Genomic DNA, 26,484 nt, shown 5'->3' on the forward strand with positions numbered 1-26,484 from the left:
GAAGCCATGCGTTGAGCGGCTCGCGACGTCAGCCGCTCAACGCGCCGGCTGGTTCTGCGCGGCGGACTTCGGGTCCGCCCCCGCCGTTTCGTCGAGCGCCATCCGCAAGCCGACCACACCGGGGTCATCGGTCCGCGTGATCGTGAAGCCGCTGGCCTTCGCGAGCGCGATCATCGCGGTGTTCTCGCGCAACGCTTCACCGATCAGCCAGTGCGTGTCGCGCGCCCGCGCGTACGCGATGATCCGCTGCATCAGCAACTGGCCGAGACGCCGCCCTTTCTGATCCGAGCGCACGGTCACCGCGAATTCGGCCGTCTCGTTGTCGGGATCGGCCACCGCACGCACCACGCCGAGCGTCTGCGCGACGCCGTCTTCGTTGTCGACCGTCGCGATCAGCGCCATTTCCCGGTCATAGTCGATCTGCGTCATGCGCGCGAGTTGCGAGTGGTCGAACGCGCCGACTGAAGCGAAAAAACGCAGCCGCAAATCTTCCGGCGTCATCGCCTGCACGAACTCGCGATGCGCATTTTCGTCTTCGGGGCGAATCGGCCGCACCGTTACACGCATCCCCTGCCAGTCGATCGTTTCCTCGAAGCGGCGCGGATACGGCACGATCGCGAGACGGCTGCGCTGCGCGCCGAGCCGCAACACGGGCTCGACCACCATCACGCGGTCCCGGTAGACCCTGAGCTTCAACGACAGGCCGACGATCTCGCGCACGTCGCAAACCGCCTGCGACACCGCCGTCAACGCCGCGAGCGTCGGCTCCGGCGCGACCAGCCTCGCGTAGTGCGAACGCGTGACGATATCGCGCGCGAGCATCGGATTGAGCGGCGGCAGGCCGTACACGTGCAACCCGCTGGAAACGCCGTCGATCGGCGGTGCGGCGAAGCGGAACACGGGGCCGAAGTTGTCGTCGTCGTGCAGTTCGACGGCGACGTCGACGATGGGTTTTGCGGCGCCGTCGGCATCGGCGCCCGACGCGTGGGCGCCCCCTCCTTGCGCACCCTCCACCCGCAACCCGAACCGCGACAGAAACCGCGCCGCCGCCGCCCCGGCCAGCTCGCTCGCGCCCGCCGCCACCGCTTCGCGAGCCTGCGCCTGGGCGGCGTCGATCGACTCGGGAATCTGCGCAGGCAGGCCTTCCGGCGTTTGCATCAGCAGTTCGCGGCCCAGCCGGTAATCGACCAGACGGGCGAAGGCGCGCGCGAGCCGCTGCGGCGTCGTGTGCACCGGGATGCCCTGCGCATGCAGCGCGTCGCGCCTCGTCGCATCGACACCGCCGAAAAAGCACGCGAGCAGCCCGCGATACGCAAAGCGCTGATGCTCGATCAGCGCCTGCGCGACGTCGTCGACGGGCGCGCCATGCGTCGATGCGTGCACCACGACGGCGGTGCCGGTCTCGCGATACTCGCCGAGCAGCTTCAGCGCGGTGCCGAAGTGCTCAGGACGCGCGCCGTCGCCGAGCAGCAGCGGATTGCCGCCGACCGCGAGCGGCAGCGCCTCGCGCAGCGCGTCCGACGCCGCGGCCGGCCACGGCGCGAGCAGGCCGCCGGCGGCGGTGAACGCGTCGCGCGCGAGCGTCGCGAGACCGCGGTCGCTAGTGATCAGCGTGGCGGTGGCGCCCGCCGCCACGCGGCCGACGCCGAGCGTTTCGATTTCGTCGAGCAGATCGTCGAGCGCGTCGACGCGCACGAGGCCCGCGCGCCGGAACGCCGCTGTGTAGAGACCGTCGGCGGGATCGTCGCGGCCGGAGCGCAGCGCGAGCACCGGCTTGTTGCGCGCCGCCGCGCGCGCGGCCGACATGAACTTGCGCGCCGCCCGCACGCTGTCGAGTTCGAGCAGGATCGCGCGGGTGCCGGGGTCGCTCGCGAGGTAATCGAGCACGTCGCCGGCATCGACGTCGGCCTCCGCTCCGAGCGCCACCGCGTGCGAAAAACCGAGCCCGCGCGCTCGTGCCCAGCCGAGCACTGCGTTGGTCAGCGCATTCGACTGCGACACCCACGCGACGCCGCCCGCCTTGACCGTGCACGACGGCGCGCCCAGATGCGCGCCGAGCGCCGGCGACACCACGCCGAGACTGCCGGGTCCGACGATGCGCAACAGATGCGGCCGCGCCGCCGACAGCGCGTGCCGCAGTTCGAGCCGGTCTTCATCGCTGCGCACCTCGCCGACGATGATTACGGCGCGCGTGCCCATGCCACCGAGCTTATGGATCAGCGAGGGCCACGTCGCGGGCGGCGTGCAGATCACCGCGACGGTGGGCGCCTGCGGCAGATCGCCGACGTCGGCAATCACCGGATGGACGCCGAGCGTCGCGTGTTTCGGATTGACCGGCCACAGCGGGCCGTCGAAGCCGCCTTCCAGCACACGCGCCCAGACCATCGCGCCGGTGCTGCCCGGCCGCTCGGACGCGCCGATCACGGCGACGGATTTCGGGCGAAACAAGGCGTCGAGGTTGCGAACGGTCACGGGAGCTCCATGCGGTTGGACAGGAATTGGAGCCGGCTTCGCGGCGAGGCGGGTGGTTCCGTCAGCATAGGCGAAGTCGCGCGCTGGCGCGGGACGTTGTTGCGGCGGAAAAGTAAAAAGCCGCGTCGAACGACGCGGCTTTTTTGCTTCGAAACCAGCGGACTCGCGGTTTTACATCGCCTTTCTGAACGGCGCCCCCGAGTGCTCGCGCAACTCGTTGAACACGATCTTCGGCCACGCCTTCTGTGCGACTTCGATCTCCGATACGTGCGAGGCCAGATAGGTCGGCGCATCGGACGCGTCGAGCGCGATTCGCGCCGAGTACGAGTCGGTGAAGCGGCGCAGTTCGGCCGCATCGTCGCAGGTCACCCAGCGCGAGAGCCGGTAACGCGCCGGCGCCATGCGCACGACGACCTTGTATTCCGTCGACAGACGGTGCGACACCACTTCGAACTGCAGTTGCCCGACCGCGCCGAGAATCATCAGACCGCCGGCTTCGGGACGGAACACCTGGATCGCGCCTTCCTCGCCGAGCTGCTTCAGCGCTTCGCCGAGCTGCTTCGCGCGCATCGGATCGACCACTTCGACGGTCTGGAAAATTTCCGGCGCGAAGAACGGCAGGCCGACGAACTGCAGCTGCTCGCCTTCGGTCAGCGTATCGCCGAGACTCAGCGTGCCGTGGTTCGGAATACCGATGATGTCGCCCGGATACGCCTCGCTCACCGTCTCGCGACGCTGCGACAGGAACGTGACCACGTTGTTTGCGCGGAACGTCTTGTTCGAGCGCGTGACCTTCACCGCCATGCCGCGCTCGAAACGTCCCGAGCACACGCGGATGAACGCGACGCGGTCGCGGTGCGCGAGGTCCATGTTCGCCTGTACCTTGAACACGACGCCGGTGAACTTCGACTCTTCCGGCTGCACCGGACGCTGTACGGTCATGCGCATCGACGGCGGCGGCGCGAGGTCGACCAGCGCGTCGAGAATCTCCTTCACGCCGAAGTTGTTGATCGCCGAACCGAACAGCACCGGGGACTGCTGGCCGGCGAGGAACTGCTCACGGTCGAACTCGGGCGTCGCGCCGCTGATCAGATCGATTTCTTCCTTCGCACGCACCCACGCATGGCCGAAACGGCGCTCGCCTTCCTCGTTGCTCAGTGCCTGCAGCGTTTCGACCGCGCCGCCGGCCGTGTCCTGACCGGCGCGGAACACGCGCACCTGATCGCGCTGGACGTCGTAGACGCCCTGGAAATCCTTGCCCATGCCGATCGGCCATGTGAAAGGCACCGCCGCCACGCCGAGGTGCTGCTCGATCTCATCGAGCAGTTCGAGCGGCTCGCGCACTTCGCGGTCGAGCTTGTTGATGAACGTGACGATCGGCGTCTTACGGCTGCGGCAGACTTCCAGCAGCTTCAGCGTCTGCGCTTCGACGCCGTTCGCGCCGTCGATCACCATCACGGCGGCGTCGACCGCGGTCAGCACACGGTAGGTGTCCTCGGAGAAGTCTTCGTGGCCCGGCGTGTCGAGCAGGTTGATCACGCAATCGCCGTACTCGAACTGCATCACCGAGCTCGCGACCGAAATGCCGCGTTGCTTTTCGATTTCCATCCAGTCGGACGTCGCGTAGCGGTTGCTCTTGCGGCCCTTCACGGTACCGGCGATCTGGATCGCGCCCGAGAACAGCAGCAGTTTTTCGGTGAGCGTGGTTTTACCCGCGTCCGGGTGGGAAATGACCGCGAACGTGCGGCGGCGTTTGAGTTCGGAGACTGACATCGGGTCTGGCGGTCATGGAAAGGGGTTCAGGCGGTTCCCGGCGGCCGTGCGCGGCCGGTATGCCGCGCGTGGCGCGGCGGCGTCGAGCTGCGAGAATCAGGCGCGGGCCCGGATCGGCCGGCGCTCGCACCGCGTCCGAAAACGGGTGGCGAACGGGTCACGACCCAGCGTTCGACAATGCGGGAATCGCTGGCGCAAAAACGGCGCAAGGTGCGAATGATACACGTCTGGCGCGACGGCCGGGGGAAAGGGCCCCGGCGCCGGACGGGGCGACGGCGCGAGCGTCGGCGCGCCGCGTATGCTTCTGGCAAAGGTGAGCGTTTTCGGGACTTACGGCGGCGAATATCGATTTGCGGTCAAAGGTGAGGATCGCGAAGCGCATGCACGCACCTGCCAGGTCGCGGGCGCCACCAACGCGATGCGCGGGAAAACGGCGATAAAGCTTCGCACCGCTATGAACAGGTTCCGGCTCGACGCCTGGAAACGCCCGCCAGCAAAGGCTGTCGCGGGTTTTCGGCGAGCGGCGCGGGCGGGGCGGCACGATGGCGATTCGCACCCGCGGAGGTGCGTCGCGCGACAAAGCCTGGCTCACCGAAGCATCCCGCGAGGTTCGAATGCATCGGTAAATATCGCCGTATACGTTCAGGCGTCACGCAAAGGTGAGCGTTTTCGGGACCTTTGCAACGGTGCGGAACGGATCAAACCACGCATCACTTCAGAGAACACGGACGCATCGGCACCCACGATGAAGCTCAACCTTCGATCAGAAACCGCTCGCGATTTTTGCCGACGAGCCAGGCCGGCGAGCGCCCACGGCCGCTCCAGGTTTCGCCGGTCTTCGGATTGCGGTACTTGGCGACGGACGTCGTCGACGACGACTTGCGGCGCGGCTTCGGCGAGGCGCTCGTCAAGCCGAGTTCTTCGGCGGTCAGGTCGTATTCGGCAATCTTCTGCTTGATATCGGCGATAGCTTGCGAGACTTCTTTTTCGCGCGCGGCTGCGACTTCCTTGTGGAGTTTTTCGAGTTGCGCAGTCAGCTGTTTGTAAGAGGCCATGCCGGTGTTCCCCCCTCGGTTGGACGCACTGCGATGAATCGCGATGAATGGTTGGCGGACACTATCAGACGAATAAATCACAGGATAGTGAATCGCGCGGCCGAGCGCATGCGCGGCGCCCCGCTCAATCGTCGATCGCATCGTAGACGCGGCGTTCGAAGTCGATGGCCATCGGGAAGGGGTCGATCGAGCGGCGCTGGATCAGCATCAGGCCGATCATGTTCTCGACCGGATCGGCGAACCAGGTCGTGCCGTACGCGCCGGGCCAACCGAACGAGCCGAGCGAGCGGTAGCCGAGCGGCAATTGCTGCGCCGGATCATCGACGATCGACAGGCCGAGGCCGAAGCCTTGACCCGCCCAGATCACGTGACCGAAGGCAGGCAGGCGGCGCTGGTCGCGGCTCAGGAAATTGCTGCGCATCAGGTCGACCGAGCGATGCGACAGCAGCCGCGTGTCGCCGACGCGGCCGCGCCCGAGCAGCAGTTGCGCGAATCGCAGATAATCCTCGGCGGTCGAGACCAACCCGCCGCCGCCGCTCTGGAAGCGTTGCGGATTGGCCCAGCGGCTCGCCGCCGCATGATCCTCGACCACACGACGCCGCGTGCCGGGATCGATGTTGTACGCGGTGGCGAGGCGCGCAAGCTGTGCGTCGGGCACCCAGAACGCGGTGTCGCGCATGCCGAGAGGCGCGAAAATGCGCGTGCGGAAAAACTCCCCAAGAGTCATGCCGCTCACGCGTTCTATCAGCACGCCGAGCACGTCGGTCGCCACGCCGTAGTGCCAGCGCGAGCCGGGCTGGAACATCAGCGGCAACGCGGCGATGCGCGCAAGGCACGCGCTGTTGCCGCCGCTCGCCTCGAAGCCGTTGAACGCGGCTGCGTAGGCTTCGGCGAGCGGCCCCGTTGCCGTGAAGTCATACGCGAAGCCCGCGCGATGCGTGAGCAGGTCGAGCACCGTAATCGGCGCGCGTAACGGATCGGTCTGGTCGAGCGGGCCGGTCGGGTCACGCAGCACGCGCGGCGCGGCAAGCTCGGGCAGCCACCGCGAGATGGGCGCATCGAGCGCGAGGCGGTCTTCCTCGATCAGCATCATGATCGCGGCGCTCGTCACCGGCTTCGTCATCGACGCGATGCGAAACAGCGTGTCGCGCTCCATCGGCAATTGCGCGGCTTCGTCGCGTAGGCCTGTCGGTTCGAAGTAGCCGATTTCGCCGCGCCGCCATACGAGCGACACCACCCCCGCCACTTCGCCCCGCTCCACGTAGCCCTGCATCGCGTTGGTCAGCGTCGCGAGGCGGGTCGCGGCAAATCCTGCTATCTGCATGTTCATCCTGTGTCGGTAAAAGCAAACGTGCGCGCGCCCAGGTCGCTTTGGGCGATCAAACCGAAAGATAAAACCTGTCCGGCGAAAGCGCACACGACGGCTTTCCTAATTGCCGATCCCGATTGGCGGACACAATGACGACATTCAGGCTTTCTGCCGTTTTTCCAATGCGCAAAGCGCGGCATCGAGGCGTTTGACGCGGGTTGCCTGCGCCGGCACGAGAACCGCGCCGGAAACGTGCTGAAGGCGGTTACGCCAGTAAGACAAAGGAATACGGTCTTCTGCGGAAATATGGGAAATTATGTGCTCGAGATGCTCGATGTCTTTTTCGAGTTGCTGATGATTCATTGCTTTCCCCGGATTCTATTGAATTAGTGTTGAAGCAAAAAAATCGAAAGCATGAAGCCGCGTTGGCCCGCGCGGCCCAAAGTAATGCCCGCCAGCAGCGGAAAAACCTTCCTGAACTTCTTCTGCGTCGGGAAAAACCGGCAATTTCTGCTCGCCGGGTTAAATCCCAACGGTTTAAAAAAGAATACTGCCGTCAAATTTCACGTTCCGTTGCCTGCCGCACTGACTGCGTTCGACGCCCCGAAGGTAAAGATAAATCATGGTCGGGGCGCAAAGGATAATCGGTGCGCGGTGACTCAACGTTGTAAAAATGCCGCATGCGGCCTACTTATCCAATTCGCATGCAAACCGCTTATCGGACACGCATTAGGCGCATGAATTTATGACGGCCATGTGGTAACCGGAATGGCACGAGCGTGGTCAGCGAGCGTATCGGGAATTGGCAGGGAATAACTGCGAACAGGCGAAAAATACCGAAGGCCGCCAACGGATCGGCCAGCCGCGCGCGCCGGCATTGCACCGGCACGGCGTCAGGAGCTTACTTCGCGGTCGCGCGGCAGGCGTAGATCAGGCTCAACGTACCGCCCTCGCTCGACTGGCGCACGACGTCGAACGCGCCATTGCAACTGGCGGCCGCCTGTTGCGAGCACGAGTCGGAACCGACCGGGCATTGCACGAGCGTGGTCGCACGGCCGTCCGGCAGGAACAGCGGCGCGCTGCTGCTGCAACCGCCAAGCGCGACGATCGCGGCGACGGCCAGTATGCCGCGCGAGCGGCGCGCGAAGAAGGAATGGCATTTCATGGAGACCCCGGTCACGTCTTGTTTTTCGATCTCGCGATTGTGCCACGCTGCTCTCGTGCTGCGTCAGTTGGCGTGGTGCGGCTGGCCGGGCGCGGCGAGTCAAACGTCGATGCCGTGCGCGGCGATCTTCTTGTACAGCGTCGCGCGGCCCATGCCGATCTGTTTCGCAGTGTCAATGACGCGGCCGCCGTTCGCGCGCAACGCGTCGCAGAGAAAGCGCTTTTCGAACGCGGCCATCGCGTCGCTCCACGAGGTGGGTTCGGCGCTGGCGGCCACGTCCACGCTGGCGGCCGCGACAGTCGGGGTCCGCGCCGGTGCCATCGCACCGCCGTGCCCCGAGCCGATGAACGGCGCGAGCACACGCGCATCGATGCGCTCGCTGTCGGACAGCATCACGGCGCGCTCCAATGTGTTGCGCAGTTCGCGCACGTTGCCGGGCCAGTCGTACGCGCACAGCACGCGCAACGCGTCGTCGTGCAATTCGAAGTGGCTGCCGCCGCCTGCCTGCGCGGCCAGCTCCTCGAGCATCGCGTAGGCAAGCGCCTCGATGTCGGACGGACGCTCGCGCAGCGCCGGCGCATGGATCGTCAGCACGTTGAGCCGGTAGAACAGGTCCGCGCGAAAACGCCCGGCCGCGACGAGCGCCGGCAGATCGGCCGATGTCGCCGCGATGATCCGCACATCCGCGCGCACGATCCGATTCGAGCCGAGCGGCTCGAATTCCTTGTCCTGCAGCACGCGCAGCAGCTTGCCCTGCAACGGCAGCGGCATATCGCCGATCTCGTCGAGAAACAGCGTGCCGCCGTTGGCGAGCTCGAACTTGCCGACCCGCCCCCTGCGATCCGCGCCGGTGTACGCGCCGGGTGCGGCGCCGAAGAACTCGACTTCGAGCAGCGTGTCGGGAATCGCCGCGACGTTGACGCTGACGAGCGGCTTGTGCGCGCGCGCCGAGCCGCCGTGAATCGCATGCGCGAGCAGCTCCTTGCCGGTGCCGGTTTCACCCAGCAGCAGCACCGGCGCTTCGAGTTGCGCCGCACGCCGCGCCTGGCGCTTCACTTCGAGCGACGCCGCGCTGGTGCCGACGAAGCTGCCGAACGTATAGCGCGCGCGGCGCGCCTGCGCAAGCGACTGACGCGTCGCGATCAACTCCTGCTGCAACCGCGAGTACTGCGAAAAGAGGGGCGACAGCGCTTTCAGCTCGTCGAACAGCGCGAAGCCGACCGCGCCGATCGTCACGCCGGCATCGTCCTTGAGCGGCAGGCGCGTGACGACGAGCGGCTCGCGATCGGTCTCCATGATGTCGAGCAGGATCGGCTTGCCGGTGTTGACGACCTCGCGCATCAGACTGTTTGGAATCACCGCTTCGCAATCCCGGCCGATCGCCTGCTGCGGGTCAGCAAAGCCGAAGCGCGCCGCATACCGCTTGTTGATCCAGACGACGCGCGCCTGTCCATCGACGATGAAGGTGCCTTCGCTGAAGTTTTCGAACGTGCGAAACAGCGAATCCATCGCCCGACGAAGCACGTCGTCATAGGTGGCGGGCAGGCCCGTCCAGTCGGTCAACATGCTGTCGCTGTCTCCGCTTATCGTTTTGATTGCATCAATCTCAATCGGTGGATGAATTTATCTCCAAATTGAGACACCCGATAGGCCTTATGCATCATGACTTACCCTGGTTTCAGGTGTTCTTCACCGGATGGAAGTCCCGTTTCGGAGACGCTTGAGTACAATCCGCCAACGATGCCTCGGCCCGCCGCTGCGCGGCCGCGCCATGCGCCACGACGGGCCAGCAGCAAAACGGCAGCCATGGCATGGAACCTGCGTTCCGAGCGCGCCGCGCCGTCGCTCGATCGGGACGGCAAACATGTAGAACAACCGGGCTATGGAGACTCAATGACCTTTCTCATCGTTATCGCCGCGCTGGCGTTTCTGATGTTCGCTGCGTATCGCGGCTACAGCGTGATCCTGTTCGCACCGATCGCGGCGCTCGCCGCCGTCCTGCTCACCGAGCCCGCCGCCGTCGCGCCGGTCTTCACGAGCATCTTCATGGACAAGATGGTCGGCTTCGTGAAGCTGTACTTCCCGGTGTTTCTGCTCGGCGCCGTATTCGGCAAGGTGATCGAGCTGTCGGGCTTCTCGGAGTCCATCGTCGCGGCCGCGATCCGCTATATCGGCCGCTCGCGCGCTAACGCGGTGATCGTCGCGGTGTGCGCGCTGCTCACCTACGGCGGCGTGTCGCTGTTCGTCGTCGTGTTCGCGGTCTATCCGTTCGCGGCCGAGCTGTATCGCCAGAGCAACATTCCGAAGCGGCTGATGCCCGGCGCGATCGCGCTCGGCGCGTTCTCGTTCACGATGGACTCGCTGCCCGGCACGCCGCAGATCCAGAACATCATCCCGACGACGTTCTTCAAGACCACCTCGTGGGCCGCGCCGACGCTCGGCGTGCTCGGCTCGCTGTTCATCATCGTGGTCGGTCTGTCGTATCTGGAATGGCGACGCCGCGCCGCGATGGCGACCGGCGAGGGGTACGGCACCGACCTCGTCAACGAGCCGGAGCGCGTCGAGTCGAAGCAGCTGCCGCATCCGCTGCTGGCGGTCGCGCCGCTCGTCATGGTCGGCGTCGCGAACTTCCTGCTGACGCGCTGGATTCCGACCTGGTACGGTCCGTCCTTCACGGTCACCCCGGACATCCTGCCGGGGCTGCATGCACCGGTCGAAACGAGCGTCAAGGCTCTCGTGGGGATTTGGGCCGTGCTGGGCGCGCTGCTGCTTGGCATCGTGATGGTCGTCGTGACGGCGTTCAGTCGCGTCAGCCAGCGCTTCGCGGTGGGCACCAAGGCGGCAGTGGCGGGCGCGCTGCTGGCGTCGCTCAACACCGCGTCGGAATATGGCTTCGGCGGTGTGATCGCGGCGCTGCCGGGCTTTCTCGTCGTCAGCAACGCGCTGAAAAGCATTCCGAATCCGCTCGTCAACGCCGCGGTGTCGGTCAGCACGCTGGCGGGCATCACGGGTTCGGCATCGGGCGGTATGAGCATTGCGCTCGCCGCGATGTCGGATACGTTCATCAAGGGTGCGGAAGCCGCGCATATTCCGCTCGAAGTACTGCATCGCGTGGTCGCAATGGCGAGCGGCGGCATGGATACGCTACCGCACAACGGCGCGGTGATTACGCTGCTCGCCGTGACGGGTCTCACGCACCGGCAGTCGTATCGCGACATCTTCGCGGTCACCGTGATCAAGACGCTCGCGGTGTTCTTCGTGATCGCGGTGTATTACGCGACCGGCCTCGTGTGAACGCCGAACCGGAAAACAGTACTTTGATCTGATAGATCCGCATTACCCCCACCTCGACAGCCGGCCAACGAAGCACGAGGATGGAGTCGTCAGCGCCCAATGTTGCAAGAAGGGCAGGCTGACCCGAGTAACAACGGCGTTTAACGGCCCGTCCCTGTCCGGACGGGCTATTTTTTTGCGCGCGCCCAACGCCTCCTAGCCCGCCCCCGCGTCACCCGCATGACAAAACCCGAACGCACGTCGCGCCACCGCGGGGCATGAAAAATGCGTCCGTCGCGACGAGGAGTCGCGTTAAACTGGTTGCTCGCTCCGCAACCGCGAATCCGCTAGCGGCAGCGTCACACCCGACTAAAACCCCGGCGAGACAGAGGCAGACGCGACACGGCACGACGACGCGGCAGACGGCACGCCGTCCGCCCCGTACAATGGTTCCATCACCAACGCAACAAGGACAACTTCGATGCGCATCACCGGGTCCTCCGGGTCAATGGCCCTGCTCACCGAATACGACGACGCAACGGCGCGCGAACTTCGCTCGCTGCGCCTCGAATCGACCGAAGACGGCAAAGGCATCCTGCTGATCGAGGTCGATGAGCGCAAGCCGGGCATACATCGCGAAGTGCGCTACGAAATCACGCCCGCGGAGCTGATCGCCGCGATCCGCGCGCATGGCGCCGAGTTGCCGGGCGAGCAGCACAATCATCGTCAGTGAAACAGGCGCGCGGCGGGTGTGACCGTCGCGCGACTCGTCAGCCTCTCGCGCCGGTTGCGTCGCGCTTCGACGCGTCAGCGCGGGATTATTCGCATTGGGCGCGCGTCGCCGTGCTTCTGTTTGTTCCGTTCACGCCGCCAATCCCCGCTTTCCTACGGGTTTTTGCAAGCGTCTTCGCGTCTCGTCGAGCGCGCTTACCCGGCCTTCAGCAACTTGTCACAAGCGGTTGCCACGCTTGTGTATCGAGGCATGCGGCCACATAGGGCGACCTGATCGCAGCCAGAAGACGGGCCAATTTCCGGGCCGGTTGCACGTCTCGAAAATACGTCCATAATCCTTGCATTCCCCTTTGCATTCCTTACCGCGCTGCGCCCGCAAGGGCCGCGGATGTTAAACCGATGCTACATGACCTCGTCGCGCAATATGGACCGGCGCTCGTCTTCCTCAATGTGCTGGCTGCCGCGCTCGGGCTGCCGGTGCCGGCCATGCCGTCGCTCGTGCTGTTCGGAGCGATGGCCGCGATGCACCCCGGCTCGGTCGGCACGCAACTGCTGCCGGTCCTCGTGCTGTCGATCTTCGCGACGCTGATCGGCGACAGCGCGTGGTACGTCGCGGGCCGCATCTACGGCGGCAATACGCTGAAGACGATCTGCCGGCTGTCGCTGTCGCGTGACACCTGCGTGAAAAAGACCGAGCGCTTCTTCGGCCGCTGGGGCGTGCGCGTGCTCGCGGTCGCGAAGTTCGTGCCGGGGCTGTCGATCGTGTCGATCCCGATGGCCGGCGCGATGGGCACGCGCTACCGCATCTTCCTCACCTATGACGGCGTCGGCGCCGCGCTGTGGTCCGGCACCGGGCTGATCATCGGCGCGCTGTTCGCGCGGCAGATCGACATGCTGTTCGCGATTGCCGGGCGGCTCGGGCGCACGGCGGCGCTCGTCGTCGTCGCGTTGCTGGTGCTGTACGCGGTGTACCGGTGGATCCGGCGCCGTCAGTTGATCGCGAAGCTCGCGTCCGCGCGCATCGAGGTCGACGAACTCGAGAAGCTGTTCGCAGCTGACCGGGCGCCGGTCGTGTTCGACATCCGTTCGGAGGAGAAGCGCAAGCTCGATCCGTTCGTGATCCCCGGCGCGCAATTCGCCGATGAACGGCAACTCGACGACATCGTCGCCACCTACGCGCACGATCAGAAGCTCGTGATCTACTGCTCCTGCCCGAACGAGATTTCCGCGGCATGGATGGCCAAGCAGCTCAACGAAGCCGGCTTCTCCGACGTGCTGCCGCTGCGCGGCGGCATGGAAGCCTGGCGCGATTCGGGCAAGCCGGTTGACGCGCTGCCCGCGATGCCGCCGCCGGAAGTCGCGGTCGACGACATCGCGCCCAAAGCCGTTTAGCCGTAATCAGCGGCGGCATCGTCCGCCTGACGCGCGCGGCACGGCTCGTCCCGGCGTGCGAGCGCGCATCGCGTTGCCTCGCGTTCAATCGTGCAATGAATATCGAAGGAGCGGTTCAATGCTTTCGACTCAGGACGTTTCGACTCAAGAGGTGGAAGGACAGCAGGGGGTCGTCGCCGACGCGCCGTTTTCGTCGCTATCGACGCGCATGCACCAGATGTTTCCGGAGCTCAGTTGCGCCGAGATCGACCGGCTGCGCCGCTTCGGCGAGGTCGGTCACTGGAAGTCCGGCGAGCTGCTGTTCGAGACCGGTCACACCGGCCCCGGCATGTTCGTGCTGCTCGAAGGGCGCGTGAAGGTCTATCAGCGTGACGGCATCGGCCGCGAGCACGTGATCAGCGAGCGCGGCGCCGGGCATTTCCTGGCCGAGGTCGGGCAGTTGTCGGGCAAGCCCTCGCTGGTGAACGGCCTCGCGATCGGCCGCGTCGAAGCGCTGCTGATTTCGCCGGAGCGCCTGCGCGCGCTGATCGTCGCCGAAGCGGAACTCGGCGAGCGCATCATGCGCGCGCTGATTCTGCGGCGCGTGGCGCTGATCGAAAAGGGCGCGGGCGGGCCAATCCTGATCGGCAATAGCAGCGACGCACGGCTCGTGACGCTGCAAGGCTTCCTGTCGCGCAACGGCCATCCGCATTCCGTGATCGACGAACGCGACGAAGACGCGCTGCGTCTGATCGAGCAGTTCGCCGCGCAGCGCGAGGACCTGCCGCTCGTGATCTGCCCGGACGGCTCGGTGCTGCGTCATCCGAGCATGCCCGAGCTTGCCACTCGCTTAGGTATGCTGCCCGATCTCGACGACACGTACGTGTACGACGTCGCGATCGTCGGCGCGGGGCCGGCGGGACTTGCCGCCGCGGTGTACGCGGCCTCCGAAGGACTTTCGGTGATCGTGCTCGACAGCCGCGCGCCGGGCGGCCAGGCGGGCGCGAGCTCACGCATCGAAAACTACCTCGGCTTTCCGACCGGCATCTCGGGCCAGGCGCTCGCCGGCCGCGCGTTCGTGCAGGCGCAGAAGTTCGGCGCGCACGTTGCGATCCCAGTCAACGTGAAAGCGCTGCATTGCGGGCAGTCGCCGTATCGGCTCGAGCTGAAATGCGGCGGCCACATCAGCGCGCAGGCGATCGTGATCGCGAGCGGCGCCGTGTACCGGCGCCCGGCGCTCGACGGGCTCGAGCGCTTCGACGGACGCGGCGTCTACTACTGGGCGTCGCCGGTCGAGGCGAAGCTGTGCAAGCGCCAGGAGGTCGTGCTGGTTGGCGGCGGCAATTCGGCCGGCCAGGCGATCGTCTATCTGGCGACGCACGCGGCCAAGGTTCACGTACTGATCCGCCGCAGCGGTTTCGAGGCGACCATGTCGCGCTATCTGATCGACCGCATCCGCTCGCTGCCGAACGTGTTCGTGCATCCGAATTCGGAAGTCGGCCGGCTCGAAGGCGATGAGGACGGGCTCGTGTCGGTCGCGCTGAAGCGGCCGCTGCCCGGCGGCGTCGATCACTTCGACACCCGGCATCTGTTTCTGTTCACCGGCGCGGACCCGAACACTGAATGGCTGCGTACCTGCGGCGTGCAGCTCGACGCGAAAGGCTTCGTGCTGACCGGCATCAGCGCGGATGGCTCGGCCACCGCGTGCGACCTCGGGACCACGGTCGAAGGAGTCTATGCGATCGGCGATGCGCGTGCCGGGTCGACGAAACGCGTGGCCGCGGCGGTCGGCGAAGGCGGGCGTGGTCGGCCGTGGTCGCGCAGATTCACCAGTTGCTGGCGCAGACGAGCGGTGAAGAGGTGGCGCTCGGGGCGTGAGCCTCAGAGAGCATGAAAAAAAGCGCACGGTGAGTTACACAGTGCGCTTTTGTATAACAGACGGCACGATGGCTGCGCCGGAGCGGACCCGCATGTTCAGCGCTCCAACTTCGCGCGCAACTCGCGCGCGGCCTCCAGCAGTCCCTCGTAACCCGAACGTGCGTGCTCCGGCAGATCGGGATCGCCGACCAGCGCACCGAGCGTTTCGATCAGACTGTACACAATGCCTTTCGCGGCGCCCGATGCAATGCCGCCTGACGACACCTGCTGATCGACGTGACTGAGCGCCGCGTCGAGCTGCTCGATCTCGGGACGATCGTCGGAGGGCGGCTTGGGAGAAACGTCTTGCGTCATGATCGAACATCGCTCCATTGAGTGCATCGGTAAAGTTGTTATATACCGATCGTGCGCCGCCGTCTATTCGTGTTCGGCGCGACAGCGATCCACGTCAAGGCGTCCAGCGATACATCAGCAGCTTCGCGCGCGCGTCGTCTTCGACCAGCACCACGTACTCGCCGTTATCGCGCCGCACCGCGCTGATGCCGAGATACACGTCGACCCAGCCGCTCGTGCCGCCGACGCTCGCGCCCGGCGTCATGTAACCGACCGCCGTGCCGTTGCGCGCGTCGTAGACGTCGATGCGATCGGTGTACAGCTCGGCAACGAAGATATAGTTGCCCGCCACCGCGACGCCGACCGTGGTGGTCTGCGGATCGCTTTGCGTGTTCCACGGCAACGAGACCGTGTATGTCAGCGTCGGGTTGCCGCTGCTCCAGTTGTCGTAGCGGGCCAGCACCGGACCCGCTTCCTTCCAGTGCGTCGGGTCCCACGGAATCGCACTCGTGAAACCGGACAGATACATCGTGTCGGTCGCTGCGACGTAGACGAGCCGCGCGAGCCGCGTGAATGGCGCGGGCATCGCGAACATCTTCGCACTCGCGTACGTGTAGATCGGATTGCCGGCGGAGTCGAGACCTTGCAGCGGCATCTCGCGCACGCCGCTCAATGGCGTGGCAAGCCACACGTTGCCGGGTTCGTCGACCCACCAGAAGCCGTCGCCGACCGTGCTGCCGGTCGACGGATTGCCGCTGATCTCGCTCGCGTCGACGGCGCCATTGCCATTGCTGTCGCGCCACAGCCATTCGCCGTACGTCGGTTGCGCAGCGGGCCATGCGTCGGGCAGCGGATTCTGCGCGAGCATCCCCGACGGTATCGCGATCTCGCCATGCGCGGCATCGAAGCGATAGACGTTCAGATAGTGCGCGCCCGGATCGAGCGTATAGAGAAAGCGCTGGCCATCGAATCTGCGCACCATCGGTTCGCCACGCACGCCGCGCGGCTCGTGAAAGGCGGGATCGTCGGGGTAATCGAAGCGATCGAGCGTGAACGCCGCATATGACCATTCGTGGCCGACCGGCTGCCTGTAATCGAGCGTGAAGCGCTTCGAGCCCGTGTAGATGGAAGCGGGCGTGGCCGGGTCGAACGCGCCGCTATCGACGAAGCTCAGACCGTAGAGCCGCCAGTTGAGCACGCGCGTGCCGTACACGTAGCTCTCCAGCACTGCGCCCTGCCCTACGGATGCAGAGCCGAGCGCGCGCGGTCCCTCGCCGTTTTGCGCGACGTACAGATTGCCGGCCGCGTCGACGCCGATGCCGGTGATGCCGTTGAAACGCGTATCGCCGGGCACGCCGCGCACCGGGTGGAAAATGCCGTTGCGCGTGCCGATCGACGTGCCCGCCTGCATCTGGCCGCCAGCGCCCTTGTTGAACACGAGGATCTGCTGCGAAACGCCGTTGTCGGCGACCAGCAGTTGGCCGGATGGCGTCACTGTGAGGTCGCTCGGCACGGTGCCGGCGGGCAGCGTCAATGGACCGGCGAGCGCGGTGCCGTCGGCGCGGTAGTGCAGGATGCTCAGATTGGCTGTGCCGAAGGCGCTGATGATCCACAGCGTCGAGTCGGTGTCGATCGCGATGCGGGCCGGCGACGCGACGCTCCACGAACGCAGCGGCTGCATGGACTGCGCGTCGTACACGGCGATCCGGTTGCCGTACGTGTCGGCCACGTAGAGCTCGCTGTCGGTTGCGGCGAGGCCGCGAATGCTCGCGTCGGTGCCAGTCTTCACCGTATCGACCGCGACGAAACTGTTCTTCGTCGCGTTCGCGCTATTGCCGATGCCGCCGGAAAACGGCGCGCCGGTCGCGAGATTCGCAAGCGTGCGTCGCGTGATGCCGTACCAGGTCTGATTGGCCGGCGGATAGTCGGCGCCGACCAGCGCATTGTTCTCATTGCCGATCGACATCGCCGCATAGAGGTACGTCTGGTTGACGGCCACCGCGTCGCCGCCGGCCGCGCCCCAGCCATGCGTCGAACCGGCCACCGCGAGCTTGTCGCCCGCGCGATAGGCGGCGATTTCACTGCCGCTTTCGTCCCACGGCGCATTCGTATAAACGGTGCCATTGGCGCCGACGCTAATGGCCTGAATATCCTGCTGCATCCATTTGCCGTCGCCGAATCCGAAACTATTACCGATCCATGAGGTCGTGTAATTCAATTGAGATTGCGCGGAAACATTCGGCGAGATCAGGCTGTGGATTAACACCACGGCCAAGCCAAGGCGGGAGAAAGGCTTCACGGCAGTCGGTCCTTGCGAGGCGCGAGACGCGCACATCAGATTTGGCGTTTTATCCTCTCATATAAAAATAGTAAATTTATTGATGAAAAAATGATTATTGAATGCCGATTCGTCCAATTCATTCCATTTGCATCGAATCATGTTTCCGACACAATCTTTCCTTCACGAAACCGGTAAAAACCGGTTCCCGTAAAGACTCACCGATCAGCGATTCAGTTGCTTTTTTCTGCTCCTGTAAATCCTCACCTTGAGCGAGACGCTCATCATGTACGCGCCGCCCGGCGACGCTCGAAAATCCGCCGCGTCAGATCGAACGCCACCAGATTGCCGGCCACCACGAGCATTAGACCGACCACCGCGAGCGCTGACCACCGATAGCCCTCGAACAGCGTCGATGCCGCGAGCGCGACGATCGGAAACAGCACCGTGCAATAGGCGGCCCGCTCCGGGCCCATACGGCCGACGAGCATCAGGTACGCCGTAAAGCCGATCACCGAGCCGAACACCACGAGATACGCGAGCGCACCGAGATAGCGCGCCGACGGTTCCACCGCGAACGAATAGCCGGCGAACAGACTACCGAGCGTCAGGACGGCAGCACCGATCAGCATCGCCCAGCTGTTGGTCGCGAACGGATGCAGGCCCATCGACTGCATGCGGCTCGACAGCAGGTTGCCGGCCGAGAAGCACAGCGTGCCGAGAAACGCGACGCCGAGCCCGAGCCATGCGGTGTGATCGCCGAGATGCCCGGCCATCTGCTGCACGAACAGACAGACGATGCCGACGAGCCCGAGCAACGCACCCGCAATCGCGCTCGGCTGCAGAGGCCGGCCCATGAACAGCCGCCCGTTGATCGAGTTCAGCAGCGGCGCGGTCGAGAACACCACCGCGACGAGCCCGCTCGGCACGAGCTGTTCGGCGTAGTAGAAGCACAGGAAATTCAGGCAGAACAGCGCGAGACCCTGCGCGGCGAGGTAGCGCCAGGCGTCGCGCGGCGGCCAGATCGGGCGGCGCATGATGCGCGCCAGTGCGAACATCAGCAGCGCGGCGATCCAGAAACGCCATGCAATCGATACCGGTGGCGGCACCGCGCCGAGTTGCCATTTGATTGCGATCCACGTGGTGCCCCAGATCAGCACGGTGATGGCATAAAGGAGGAGATTCATGGTCGGGCCTCAGACTGCAATGACGGACTGCGATGACGCGCAGCATGGAAGAAAGCCCGACTATGGAACCGCGCCGCCGCCCGCAATTGTCCAAAATTGCGCACTTTTTCGCGCCGATGCGCGGGCTGACGGGACGCGCCGTATACTGGCCGCTCAACCACCACCGTACACCGGAAAACCTCCGCGCGCCGCCGTGAACCCCACCCCGTCCGTCCCCGTGATATCCACCGCCGGCATGCCTTTTGGCCTGCAGTCGGTCTGTCACACGCTCGCCAGTGCGAACGCGCATCTGGACCGCTTCGCGTGGCTCGGCGACGGACTCGCGATCGCGCTATGGACCCGCGACACGAAGGAGGACGAGACCGTCTACGAACGGCCCGGCCATCACACGCTGTCGTGCTATCTGGACGGCGGCTATCGCACCGAGCGCCAGAAAATGCCGGGCCACTACGGCGCGCCGTCGCGGCTGTGCGCACTGCCCGGCGATCACGAATCGCGCTGGTGGGTGCGCGGCCACATGCATTTCATGCATCTGTACTTCCTGCCCGAGCACTTCACGCGACGCGCGGTGCAGGAGCTCGACCGCGAACCGCGCGAACTGACGCTCGCCGATCGCACCTATTTCGAGGACCCGCGCATTGCGAGTCTGTGTCAGTCGCTCGTCAACGAGGAGTGGAAAAGTCCCGACGGTCTGCTGCGCACCAACGAGACCGCGCACGAAGTGCTGAGCCTGCTATTGCGCGGCCAGGGCGTACGGCGCGCGAACGTGGCGCTGAAAGGCGGGCTGTCGGCCGCGACGCGGCGCCGCCTGCGCGACTATATCGACATTCATCTTGCGCAGCCGTTGACGCTTGGGGAGCTGTCGGGTGTCGCGGCGCTGTCGGAGTTTCATCTTGCGCGGATGTTTCGCGAGTCGTTCGGGTTGCCGCCCGCCGCCTGGATCGCGCGGCAGCGGCTCGATCGCGCGCGCACGCTGCTGCGCACGACGACGTTGCCGCTCACGCAGATCGCCGGGCAGTGTGGCTATGCAAACGCGAGTCACTTTAGTCACCGGTTTCGCGAGGCTGTCGGGGTGACGCCGAGTGGGTTCCGGCAGGCTATCGGTGTTTGAGATTCGCGTTTGAGTTTCGCTTTTGCGGTTAGCTCCGTGTCATCGCAGCGCCATCGCCAGCACGCGCGCGACGTGGATCGCGTCGACGCCCGCGCCGTCGTGAATCTGATGCCGGCAGCTAGTGCCGTCGGCGACCATCACCGTGGCCGCGTCCAGCTTGCGCACCGCGGGTAGCAGCGACAGCTCGGCCATCGCCTGCGAGCTCGCGTAGTGCTCCGCTTCATAGCCGAAGCTGCCGGCCATGCCGCAGCACGACGATTCGACCGTCGATACCTTCAATTCGGGAATCCACTCCAGCACGGTCTGCACCGGCGTGAATGCGTCGAACGCCTTCTGATGGCAGTGGCCGTGCACGAGTGCCTGCTGCATCGGCAGCGGCTTCAATTCGAGCTGCAATCGTCCGGCCTTTTCTTCGCGCACGAGGAATTCCTCGAATAGAAACGCGTGCTGCGCGAGGCGCTGCGCCTCTTCGCCGAAACCGTACTGCAGGAATTCATCGCGCAACGACAGCAGACACGATGGCTCCAACCCCACCACCGGCACGCCACGTTCGACGAACGGCCTGAACAGCTCGAGCATGCGCCGCGCTTCCTCTTTCGCTTCGTCGACGAGACCCGCCGCCAGAAACGTGCGGCCGCAACACACGGGACGCTCTCCCGGGCGTGCATTGAAGTGGACCGTGTAGCCCGCCGCTTCGAGCACCTGTTGCGCGGCGCGCGCGTTGTCGGGCTCGAGGTGATTGTTGAAAGTATCGACGAACAGCAGGACTTCTTTCAGCGCGCACGCCTGCGCGGCGTTGCGTGCAGGCTTCGCGGACACCGCATCGGCCAGAAACGCCTTCTTGAACCGCGGCAAACTCCGCTCGGTCGCGAAGCCGACCGAGCGCTTGAACCACGTCGACAGCACCGGCACGTTGTCCGCGAGCGCCAGCAGCCTCGGCATGCGGCTCGCCGCGCCCGCATAGCGCGGCATGAACGCGACGAGCCTGTCGCGCAGCCGCACCCCATGCGTCTTGACACGCGCCGCCCGCGCCTCGATCTTGAACTTCGCCATATCGATGCCGGTCGGGCAATCGCGCTTGCAGCCCTTGCACGATACGCACAGGTCGAGCGTTTCCTTCACGTCATCGCTCGCGAGCCCGCTTTCGCCGAGCTGCCCCGAAATCGCGAGCCGCAACGTGTTGGCCCGCCCGCGCGTCAAATGTTGCTCGTCCTTCGTCACGCGATAGCTCGGGCACATCGTGCCCGCGTCGAACTTGCGACAGTGGCCGTTGTTGTTGCACATCTCGACCGCTTTCGCGAGGCCGCCGCTCAGATCGTCGCCGCTGCCGGGCGCGCTTTCTTCTCCCGTCAGCGGGTCGCGCTTCACGTTCCACGTCGACCAGTCGAGCGCCGTTTCGATGCGCTGTTCGCGATAGCCCGGCGCAAAGCGGAAATTGCGCGCGTCGTCCATCTTCGGCGGACGCACGATCCTGTCGGGATTGAAGCGGTTGTCCGGATCGAACAACGCCTTGATCTCGCTGAACGCCTGGTTGAGCCGCGGCCCGTATTGCCACGCAACCCATTCGCCACGGCATAGCCCATCGCCATGCTCGCCGGAATACGCGCCCTTGTACTCACGCACGAGCGCGGCCGCTTCCTCGGCGATCGCGCGCATCTTCGTCGCGCCGTCGCGGCGCATGTCGAGAATCGGCCGCACGTGCAGCGTACCGACGCTCGCATGCGCGTACCACGTGCCTTCGGTGCCGTGGCGATGAAACACGTCGGTCAGCCGGCTCGTGTAGTCGGCCAGATGTTCGAGCGGCACCGCGCAATCTTCGATGAAGGACACCGGCTTGCCGTCGCCCTTCATGCTCATCATGATGTTGAGACCAGCCTTGCGCACTTCCCACAGCGCTTTTTGCGCATTTGCGTCCGGCATCTCGACGACCGCATCGGGCAGGCCCAACTCGCCCATCAACTCCGTGAGCTGCTTCAGCGACGCGAGCTGCGCGTCGCGATCCTCGCCCGCGAATTCGACGAGCAGAATCGCCTGCGGCTCGCCGACCAGCGCCTTCCCGATCACCGGCCGAAACGCGGGATTGCTCAACGCGAGATCGATCATCGTGCGATCGACGAGTTCGACAGCGACCGGCTTCAGCTTGACGATGTGCTGCGTGAGCGCCATCGACTGCCTGAAGGTCGGAAAGTTGACCACGCCAAGCGCCTTGTGCGCGGGCAGCGGCGCGAGCTTCAACGTGATCTGCCGGCTGAATGCGAGCGTGCCTTCCGAGCCGACCAGCAGATGCGCGAGGTTCGCGCTGCCGTCATCGGTATAGGCGCGCGGATTCTGGCAATCGAACAGATCGATGTTGTAGCCCGCGACGCGGCGCAGCACCTTCGGCACGCGCGCGATGATTTCGTCACGCTCGCGCTGCGCGATCCGCGTGACGCCCGCGACGATCTGCTGCAAGCGCTCACCTTGCGGCGGCTCGCCCAGCGACGCGAAGCGCGCTTCGCTGCCGTCGGCGAGAATCGCGTCGATCGCCTCGACGTTGTGCACCATGTTGCCGTACTCGATCGAGCGCGAGCCGCACGAGTTGTTGCCGGCCATGCCGCCGATCGTGCACTGGGCAGCCGTCGATACATCGACCGGGAACCACAGTCCATGCGGCTTCAGCCACGCGTTCAGATGATCGAGCACGACGCCGGGCTCGACCGTCACGGTGCGCGCGTCGGCATCGAACGCGACGATGTTGTTGAGCCACTTGCTCGTATCGACCACCAGCGCTTCGCCGACCGTCTGCCCACACTGGCTCGTGCCCGCGCCGCGCGCGAGCAGCGGTACTTTCTCGCTGCGCGCGATCTCGAGCGCGATGCGCAGATCGTCCTGATCGCGCGGCACCACGACGCCGACCGGCGTGATCTGATAGATCGACGCATCGGTCGCGTAGCGGCCGCGGCTGGCAAGATCGAACAGCACGTCGCCGCGCAGCGCTTTGCGCAGATGCTGCGCGAGCGGACTCGTTGCGCGCGCGGCGGAGGGGACCAGATGGATCGGCTTGACGAGCAAGCTCGCAGTGGGATTCGTCATTTCGTCGGCCTGTGAGGAGCGCGCCTGAACCACGCAGCTCGAATTACCTAGTACAGCGTCAGATGCACCGGCGCGAGTCCTTCGATATGCCCGCTTACGTCGCCCGCCTCGCGCGGAAAGAACATGCCGGTGTACGAACCGGCGGTGATCACCATCTCCGGCGTCACCGCAATGCCGCGCGAACTCGCGTGATTGACGAGCCACGTCAATAGCCGCCGCGGATCGCCGGCCGGATTCGCGGGCGTCGTTTCGACGACATTGCCTCCGTTGAACGCGAAGCGCAGCGACGGCGCGACGAACGGAAAATCCTCGCGATACCGTGTGAATTCACCGACGATCAGCGCGCCGTGATTTTGCAGGTCCGCAAGCTGCGCGAGTTTGTCGATGGCGGGCCACGCGGCATGGCGGCTCGCGACGATCTCGATGGTCGCGCCGATCGAGCCGATGCCCCCGAGCACTTCGTCCTCGCGGTACGGTTTCGTGGACGGCTCGAAACGCCGGCCGAAGCGGAACGCGACTTCGAGTTCGAGCCCGAGCGGCGCGAAGCCTTCGCGCGACAGACGCGCGCCGTCGGCGTGCAGATCGGTGTCGGGCAATGGCGCGCCCTGAATCGGTCCGCTCGCCGATTTCGCGCCGATCTTCCAGCCGCCGATTCGCGCGCCGCATGCGCTCAAGATTTCGTGCTGGATTGCGTAGGCCGCGTCGGCATCGGAAGGAAGCAGCTCCGGCGGCAACGTATCGAGCACCGTACGACTGCGACGCGCATCGGCAAGCAGCTGACTCAATGATGAAGTCATGTTTTACACGCCCATCCGGGTGGAAACGTGCGCCTTCTCCGACGCGCCAACTTCGAAGCGGCTCTCGGGCTGCATGCGGAACGCGAGCACGACGCCGATGCCCATCAGCAACATGCTGCCCACGAACGGCAGATCCCAGTTGCCAAAGCGGTCGATCAGAAAGCCGCCCATCACCGGCGAGATGATCGCGGCGAGCGCCGAGCCCGTGTTCATCATGCCGCTCGCGGTGCCGGAGAATTCCGGCGCGATATCCATCGGGATCGCCCACATCGGGCCGATCGTCATCTCGGCGAAGAAGAAGCCCGACGCGAGACAGGCAATCGACAGCGTCAGGTCATGCGTGAACATCAGAGGAATCAGCGACAGCAGGCAGAACAACATGCACACCGACACCATCCAGCTGCGCGCGCGTTTGAGGCTGCCGGTGCGCTTGAAGATCGCATCGGTGACGATGCCGCCGAGCGTGTCGCCGATCACGCCCGCGAAGAACACGACCGACGCGAAGATCGCCGACTTCTTCAATTGCAGATTGTGGTTATGCAGGAAGTACAGCGGAATCCAGCTCAGGAACAGCCACAGCGTCCAGCCGTAGCAGAAGTAGACGATCGTGACCGGCGTCATGCGGCGAAACAGCTTGCCCCACGGCAGGCCGGAGACTTTCGGCTTCGGCGTGGGCAGCACCGCGAGTTCCTCGGCCGTGATGCGCGGATGATCTTTCGGATGCTCGGTGAACGTGACCGCCCACGTGACCACCCACACCAGACTCAGCGCGCCGCAGATAAAGAACGATTCGCGCCAGCCCCAGTTGGTCATCACGATCACGATGAGCGCCGGCGCGACCGCGTTGCCGACTCGCGACGCCGCGTGCGTGATGCCCTGCGCGAAGCCGCGCTTTTCTTTCGCGACCCAGCGCGACATCGCGGACGTTGCGGCCGGGAACGTCGCGCCTTCGCCGAAACCGAGCACGAGCCGCGCGGCGAGCAACGAAGCGAGCCCGCCCGCGAAGCCCGTGAGCACCGTCGCGAGACCCCAGATGGCGCCGCAGAACAGCAGCGTGCGTCGCGCGCCGAAGCGATCGCTGACCCAGCCGCCGATCACCTGAAACAGCAGATACGGATACGCGAAGGCCGAGAACACGAGCCCGACCTGCGTATGCGTGAGATTGAATTCCTTGCCGAAACCCGCCGCCGCGGTGCTGACGTTCACGCGATCGAGGTACGTGATGAAGTACATGATGCAGAGCATCACTAGAACGATACTGGTCGCACTGGTCAAACGAAACCGCTTCATCGTCTCTCTCCATGGCATGTGTCGACGGCGCGCCTGAAGTGGCGCGCTGCGTCCGTCGCCCGTCGGCCGCGAGAGCCGCTATGGACGCATTGCATGTTGTTCTGGCCGCGTTCTGCGCGCGGCTCGATGAGGGAAGCGCTCCCTGCGCCCGACAATCAGGCCGCGGCCTTCAATCCCGACGTCTTCGGTGCCTGGCTCAGCCACTCCATCGCGGCCGGCATGCCGCTTTCCTTGAGCGGCACGCCAGCAAGCCGCAGACCCATTTCGCAGCCAGCCAGTGTCGCGAGCAGCATCAGATCGTTGCAATCGCCAAGATGGCCGATGCGGAACATGCGGCCTTTCATCTTGCCGAGGCCCGTGCCGAGCGACATGTCGAAGCGTTCGTAGATCAGCTTGCGCACCGCATCGGCATCGACACCGTCGGGCGTCATCACGCCCGTCAGCACCGGGCTATAGACGGCGGGATCGGCGCACTGGATTTCGAGCCCCCACGCGCGCACCGCGCGGCGCGTCGCTTCGGCAAGCCGCTCGTGACGCGCGAACACGTTGTCCAGCCCTTCGCCGAGAATCATTTCGATCGCTTCATGCAGCCCGTACAGCAGGTTCGTGTTCGGCGTGTACGGCCAGTAGCCGGATTTGTTCATGTCGACGATTTCCGCCCAGTCCCAGAAGCTGCGCGGCAGCTTCGCGTGCTGGCTGGCGGCCATCGCCTTCGGCGAGATCGCGTTGAAGCTGATGCCCGGCGGCAGCATCAAGCCCTTTTGCGAGCCCGACACGGTCACGTCGACACCCCATTCGTCATGACGATAATCAGCGCACGCGAGACCGGAGATCGTGTCGACGAGCAGCAGCGCCGGATGGTCCGCGGCGTCGATCGCGCGACGCACGGCGGCGATGTCGGACGTGACGCCGGTCGAGGTTTCGTTGTGCACCACGCAGACCGCCTTGATCGCATGCTGCGTGTCGGCGCGCAGACGCTCTTCGATCATCTGCGGCTGCACGCCGCGCCGCCAGCCTTCGATGCCTGGCAGCCCCAGGAATTCGGGCTTCAGGCCGAGCTGCTCGGCCATTTTTTTCCACAACGTCGCGAAGTGGCCGGTCTCGAACATCAGCACGTGATCGCCGGGGCTCAGCGTATTCGACAATGCGGCTTCCCATGCGCCCGTGCCGGACGCCGGATAGATGACGACCGGCTGCTGCGTCTTGAAGATCTTCTTGATGCCGTCGAGCACCTTGAGACCCAGCTCGCCGAATTCGGGTCCGCGATGGTCGATGGTCGGATAGCTCATCGCGCGAAGGATGCGATCCGGCACCGGACTCGGCCCCGGAATCTGCAGGAAGTGACGGCCAGCGGGATGAAAATCTAGCTTCAGCATCAGAGTCCTCCA

19 protein-coding genes and 1 pseudogene are annotated in these 26,484 nt (G+C 65.3%); 6 read left to right on the forward strand and 14 right to left on the reverse strand.

Translation table 11 applies throughout. The features are described from left to right. Positions 1–36: 36 nt before the first annotated feature. The 5 genes from OKW37_RS22870 to OKW37_RS22890 form a co-directional block, all read right to left on the reverse strand. Positions 37–2,472 (reverse strand): GNAT family N-acetyltransferase, encoded by a 2,436-nt coding sequence (locus tag OKW37_RS22870; protein WP_429403856.1) that lies wholly within the window; start codon positions 2,470–2,472, stop codon positions 37–39. A gap of 171 nt (positions 2,473–2,643) precedes the next feature. Then, on the reverse strand, positions 2,644–4,245 hold the full coding sequence (locus tag OKW37_RS22875) for a peptide chain release factor 3 (RefSeq protein WP_090808225.1): 1,602 nt from the start codon (positions 4,243–4,245) through the stop codon (positions 2,644–2,646). 752 nt (positions 4,246–4,997) lie between these two features. Next, positions 4,998–5,300 (reverse strand): H-NS family nucleoid-associated regulatory protein, encoded by a 303-nt coding sequence (locus OKW37_RS22880; RefSeq protein ID WP_090808223.1) that lies wholly within the window; start codon positions 5,298–5,300, stop codon positions 4,998–5,000. 124 nt (positions 5,301–5,424) lie between these two features. Then, positions 5,425–6,624, reverse strand: a complete 1,200-nt coding sequence (locus OKW37_RS22885; protein ID WP_429403857.1) for a serine hydrolase domain-containing protein — start codon at positions 6,622–6,624, stop codon at positions 5,425–5,427. 144 nt (positions 6,625–6,768) lie between these two features. Then, a complete protein-coding gene (locus OKW37_RS22890) occupies positions 6,769–6,972 on the reverse strand; it encodes a hypothetical protein (RefSeq protein WP_084754379.1) in 204 nt (67 codons plus the stop codon). On the opposite strand from OKW37_RS22890, the gene OKW37_RS22895 reads away from it, so the two are divergent. Next, complete coding sequence (locus tag OKW37_RS22895; protein ID WP_429352688.1) at positions 6,972–7,253, forward strand: hypothetical protein; 282 nt, start codon at positions 6,972–6,974, stop codon at positions 7,251–7,253. The two genes, OKW37_RS22890 and OKW37_RS22895, sit on opposite strands and share 1 nt — an antisense overlap. 257 nt (positions 7,254–7,510) lie before the next feature. Here the strand turns inward: OKW37_RS22895 and OKW37_RS22900 are convergent, their stop codons facing one another. Both OKW37_RS22900 and OKW37_RS22905 read right to left on the reverse strand, forming a co-directional pair. Beyond that, positions 7,511–7,774: a hypothetical protein gene (locus OKW37_RS22900; protein ID WP_184057612.1), complete on the reverse strand. Its 264-nt coding sequence runs from the start codon at positions 7,772–7,774 to the stop codon at positions 7,511–7,513. A gap of 99 nt (positions 7,775–7,873) precedes the next feature. Then, positions 7,874–9,340 carry a sigma-54 interaction domain-containing protein gene (locus OKW37_RS22905; protein WP_184057614.1) on the reverse strand — a complete coding sequence of 489 codons (1,467 nt, stop codon included), beginning with the start codon at positions 9,338–9,340 and terminating at the stop codon, positions 7,874–7,876. Positions 9,341–9,667: 327 nt separating this feature from the next. Here OKW37_RS22905 and OKW37_RS22910 point away from each other — a divergent pair, with 327 nt between their 5' ends. From OKW37_RS22910 to OKW37_RS22925, 4 genes and pseudogenes are all read left to right on the forward strand, one after another. Next, the gene (locus tag OKW37_RS22910; protein ID WP_018424071.1) at positions 9,668–11,068 is read left to right on the forward strand and encodes a GntP family permease; all 1,401 of its coding nucleotides are present in this window, start codon (positions 9,668–9,670) and stop codon (positions 11,066–11,068) included. A 460-nt stretch (positions 11,069–11,528) separates the two neighbouring features. After that, positions 11,529–11,780, forward strand: coding sequence for a hypothetical protein (locus OKW37_RS22915; protein ID WP_008921056.1), 252 nt, complete (start codon positions 11,529–11,531; stop codon positions 11,778–11,780). Between the two features lie 398 nt (positions 11,781–12,178). Beyond that, positions 12,179–13,171 (forward strand): DedA family protein/thiosulfate sulfurtransferase GlpE, encoded by a 993-nt coding sequence (locus tag OKW37_RS22920; RefSeq protein WP_184057616.1) that lies wholly within the window; start codon positions 12,179–12,181, stop codon positions 13,169–13,171. Positions 13,172–13,289: 118 nt separating this feature from the next. Next, a pseudogene (locus OKW37_RS22925) lies at positions 13,290–15,028 on the forward strand (FAD-dependent oxidoreductase). Between the two features lie 96 nt (positions 15,029–15,124). Here OKW37_RS22925 and OKW37_RS22930 read toward each other — a convergent pair. The 3 genes from OKW37_RS22930 to OKW37_RS22940 all read right to left on the reverse strand — a co-directional run bounded on the left by OKW37_RS22930 (position 15,125) and on the right by OKW37_RS22940 (position 18,826). Beyond that, positions 15,125–15,382, reverse strand: coding sequence for a hypothetical protein (locus tag OKW37_RS22930; protein ID WP_184057620.1), 258 nt, complete (start codon positions 15,380–15,382; stop codon positions 15,125–15,127). Between the two features lie 94 nt (positions 15,383–15,476). Further along, the gene (locus tag OKW37_RS22935; RefSeq protein WP_429403859.1) at positions 15,477–17,660 is read right to left on the reverse strand and encodes a hypothetical protein; all 2,184 of its coding nucleotides are present in this window, start codon (positions 17,658–17,660) and stop codon (positions 15,477–15,479) included. A gap of 263 nt (positions 17,661–17,923) precedes the next feature. Further along, on the reverse strand, positions 17,924–18,826 hold the full coding sequence (locus tag OKW37_RS22940; RefSeq protein WP_184037909.1) for a DMT family transporter: 903 nt from the start codon (positions 18,824–18,826) through the stop codon (positions 17,924–17,926). Positions 18,827–19,061: 235 nt separating this feature from the next. Between OKW37_RS22940 and OKW37_RS22945 the strand changes: the two genes are divergently transcribed. After that, positions 19,062–19,937 (forward strand): helix-turn-helix domain-containing protein, encoded by an 876-nt coding sequence (locus OKW37_RS22945; protein WP_429354167.1) that lies wholly within the window; start codon positions 19,062–19,064, stop codon positions 19,935–19,937. 39 nt (positions 19,938–19,976) lie between these two features. On the opposite strand, the gene OKW37_RS22950 is transcribed toward OKW37_RS22945, so the two are convergent. The 4 genes from OKW37_RS22950 to OKW37_RS22965 all read right to left on the reverse strand — a co-directional run bounded on the left by OKW37_RS22950 (position 19,977) and on the right by OKW37_RS22965 (position 26,472). After that, entirely contained in the window at positions 19,977–23,009 is a 3,033-nt protein-coding gene (locus tag OKW37_RS22950) for an FAD-binding and (Fe-S)-binding domain-containing protein (RefSeq protein WP_429403860.1), read from the reverse strand. A gap of 47 nt (positions 23,010–23,056) precedes the next feature. Further along, entirely contained in the window at positions 23,057–23,806 is a 750-nt protein-coding gene (locus OKW37_RS22955; protein ID WP_429403861.1) for a 2-keto-4-pentenoate hydratase, read from the reverse strand. A 3-nt stretch (positions 23,807–23,809) separates the two neighbouring features. Then, a complete protein-coding gene (locus OKW37_RS22960) occupies positions 23,810–25,096 on the reverse strand; it encodes an MFS transporter (RefSeq protein WP_429403862.1) in 1,287 nt (428 codons plus the stop codon). 155 nt (positions 25,097–25,251) lie between these two features. Continuing rightward, positions 25,252–26,472 carry a pyridoxal-phosphate-dependent aminotransferase family protein gene (locus OKW37_RS22965; RefSeq protein WP_429403863.1) on the reverse strand — a complete coding sequence of 407 codons (1,221 nt, stop codon included), beginning with the start codon at positions 26,470–26,472 and terminating at the stop codon, positions 25,252–25,254. Positions 26,473–26,484 lie beyond the last annotated feature (12 nt).

The sequence above is a fragment of the Paraburkholderia sp. MM5482-R2 genome, assembly GCF_050436125.1.
GTDB lineage: Bacteria > Pseudomonadota > Gammaproteobacteria > Burkholderiales > Burkholderiaceae > Paraburkholderia > Paraburkholderia tuberum.

Coding starts and splice junctions, on each gene's coding strand:
- OKW37_RS22950 (WP_429403860.1), bottom strand. CDS start 23,009: ATGACGAATCCCACTGCGAGCTTGCTCGTCAAGCCGATCCATCTGGTC.
- OKW37_RS22920 (WP_184057616.1), top strand. CDS start 12,179: ATGCTACATGACCTCGTCGCGCAATATGGACCGGCGCTCGTCTTCCTC.
- OKW37_RS22965 (WP_429403863.1), bottom strand. CDS start 26,472: ATGCTGAAGCTAGATTTTCATCCCGCTGGCCGTCACTTCCTGCAGATT.
- OKW37_RS22890 (WP_084754379.1), bottom strand. CDS start 6,972: ATGAATCATCAGCAACTCGAAAAAGACATCGAGCATCTCGAGCACATA.
- OKW37_RS22940 (WP_184037909.1), bottom strand. CDS start 18,826: ATGAATCTCCTCCTTTATGCCATCACCGTGCTGATCTGGGGCACCACG.
- OKW37_RS22880 (WP_090808223.1), bottom strand. CDS start 5,300: ATGGCCTCTTACAAACAGCTGACTGCGCAACTCGAAAAACTCCACAAG.
- OKW37_RS22910 (WP_018424071.1), top strand. CDS start 9,668: ATGACCTTTCTCATCGTTATCGCCGCGCTGGCGTTTCTGATGTTCGCT.
- OKW37_RS22900 (WP_184057612.1), bottom strand. CDS start 7,774: ATGAAATGCCATTCCTTCTTCGCGCGCCGCTCGCGCGGCATACTGGCC.
- OKW37_RS22930 (WP_184057620.1), bottom strand. CDS start 15,382: ATGACGCAAGACGTTTCTCCCAAGCCGCCCTCCGACGATCGTCCCGAG.
- OKW37_RS22885 (WP_429403857.1), bottom strand. CDS start 6,624: ATGCAGATAGCAGGATTTGCCGCGACCCGCCTCGCGACGCTGACCAAC.
- OKW37_RS22915 (WP_008921056.1), top strand. CDS start 11,529: ATGCGCATCACCGGGTCCTCCGGGTCAATGGCCCTGCTCACCGAATAC.
- OKW37_RS22960 (WP_429403862.1), bottom strand. CDS start 25,096: ATGAAGCGGTTTCGTTTGACCAGTGCGACCAGTATCGTTCTAGTGATG.
- OKW37_RS22955 (WP_429403861.1), bottom strand. CDS start 23,806: ATGACTTCATCATTGAGTCAGCTGCTTGCCGATGCGCGTCGCAGTCGT.
- OKW37_RS22875 (WP_090808225.1), bottom strand. CDS start 4,245: ATGTCAGTCTCCGAACTCAAACGCCGCCGCACGTTCGCGGTCATTTCC.
- OKW37_RS22905 (WP_184057614.1), bottom strand. CDS start 9,340: ATGTTGACCGACTGGACGGGCCTGCCCGCCACCTATGACGACGTGCTT.
- OKW37_RS22945 (WP_429354167.1), top strand. CDS start 19,062: ATGCCTTTTGGCCTGCAGTCGGTCTGTCACACGCTCGCCAGTGCGAAC.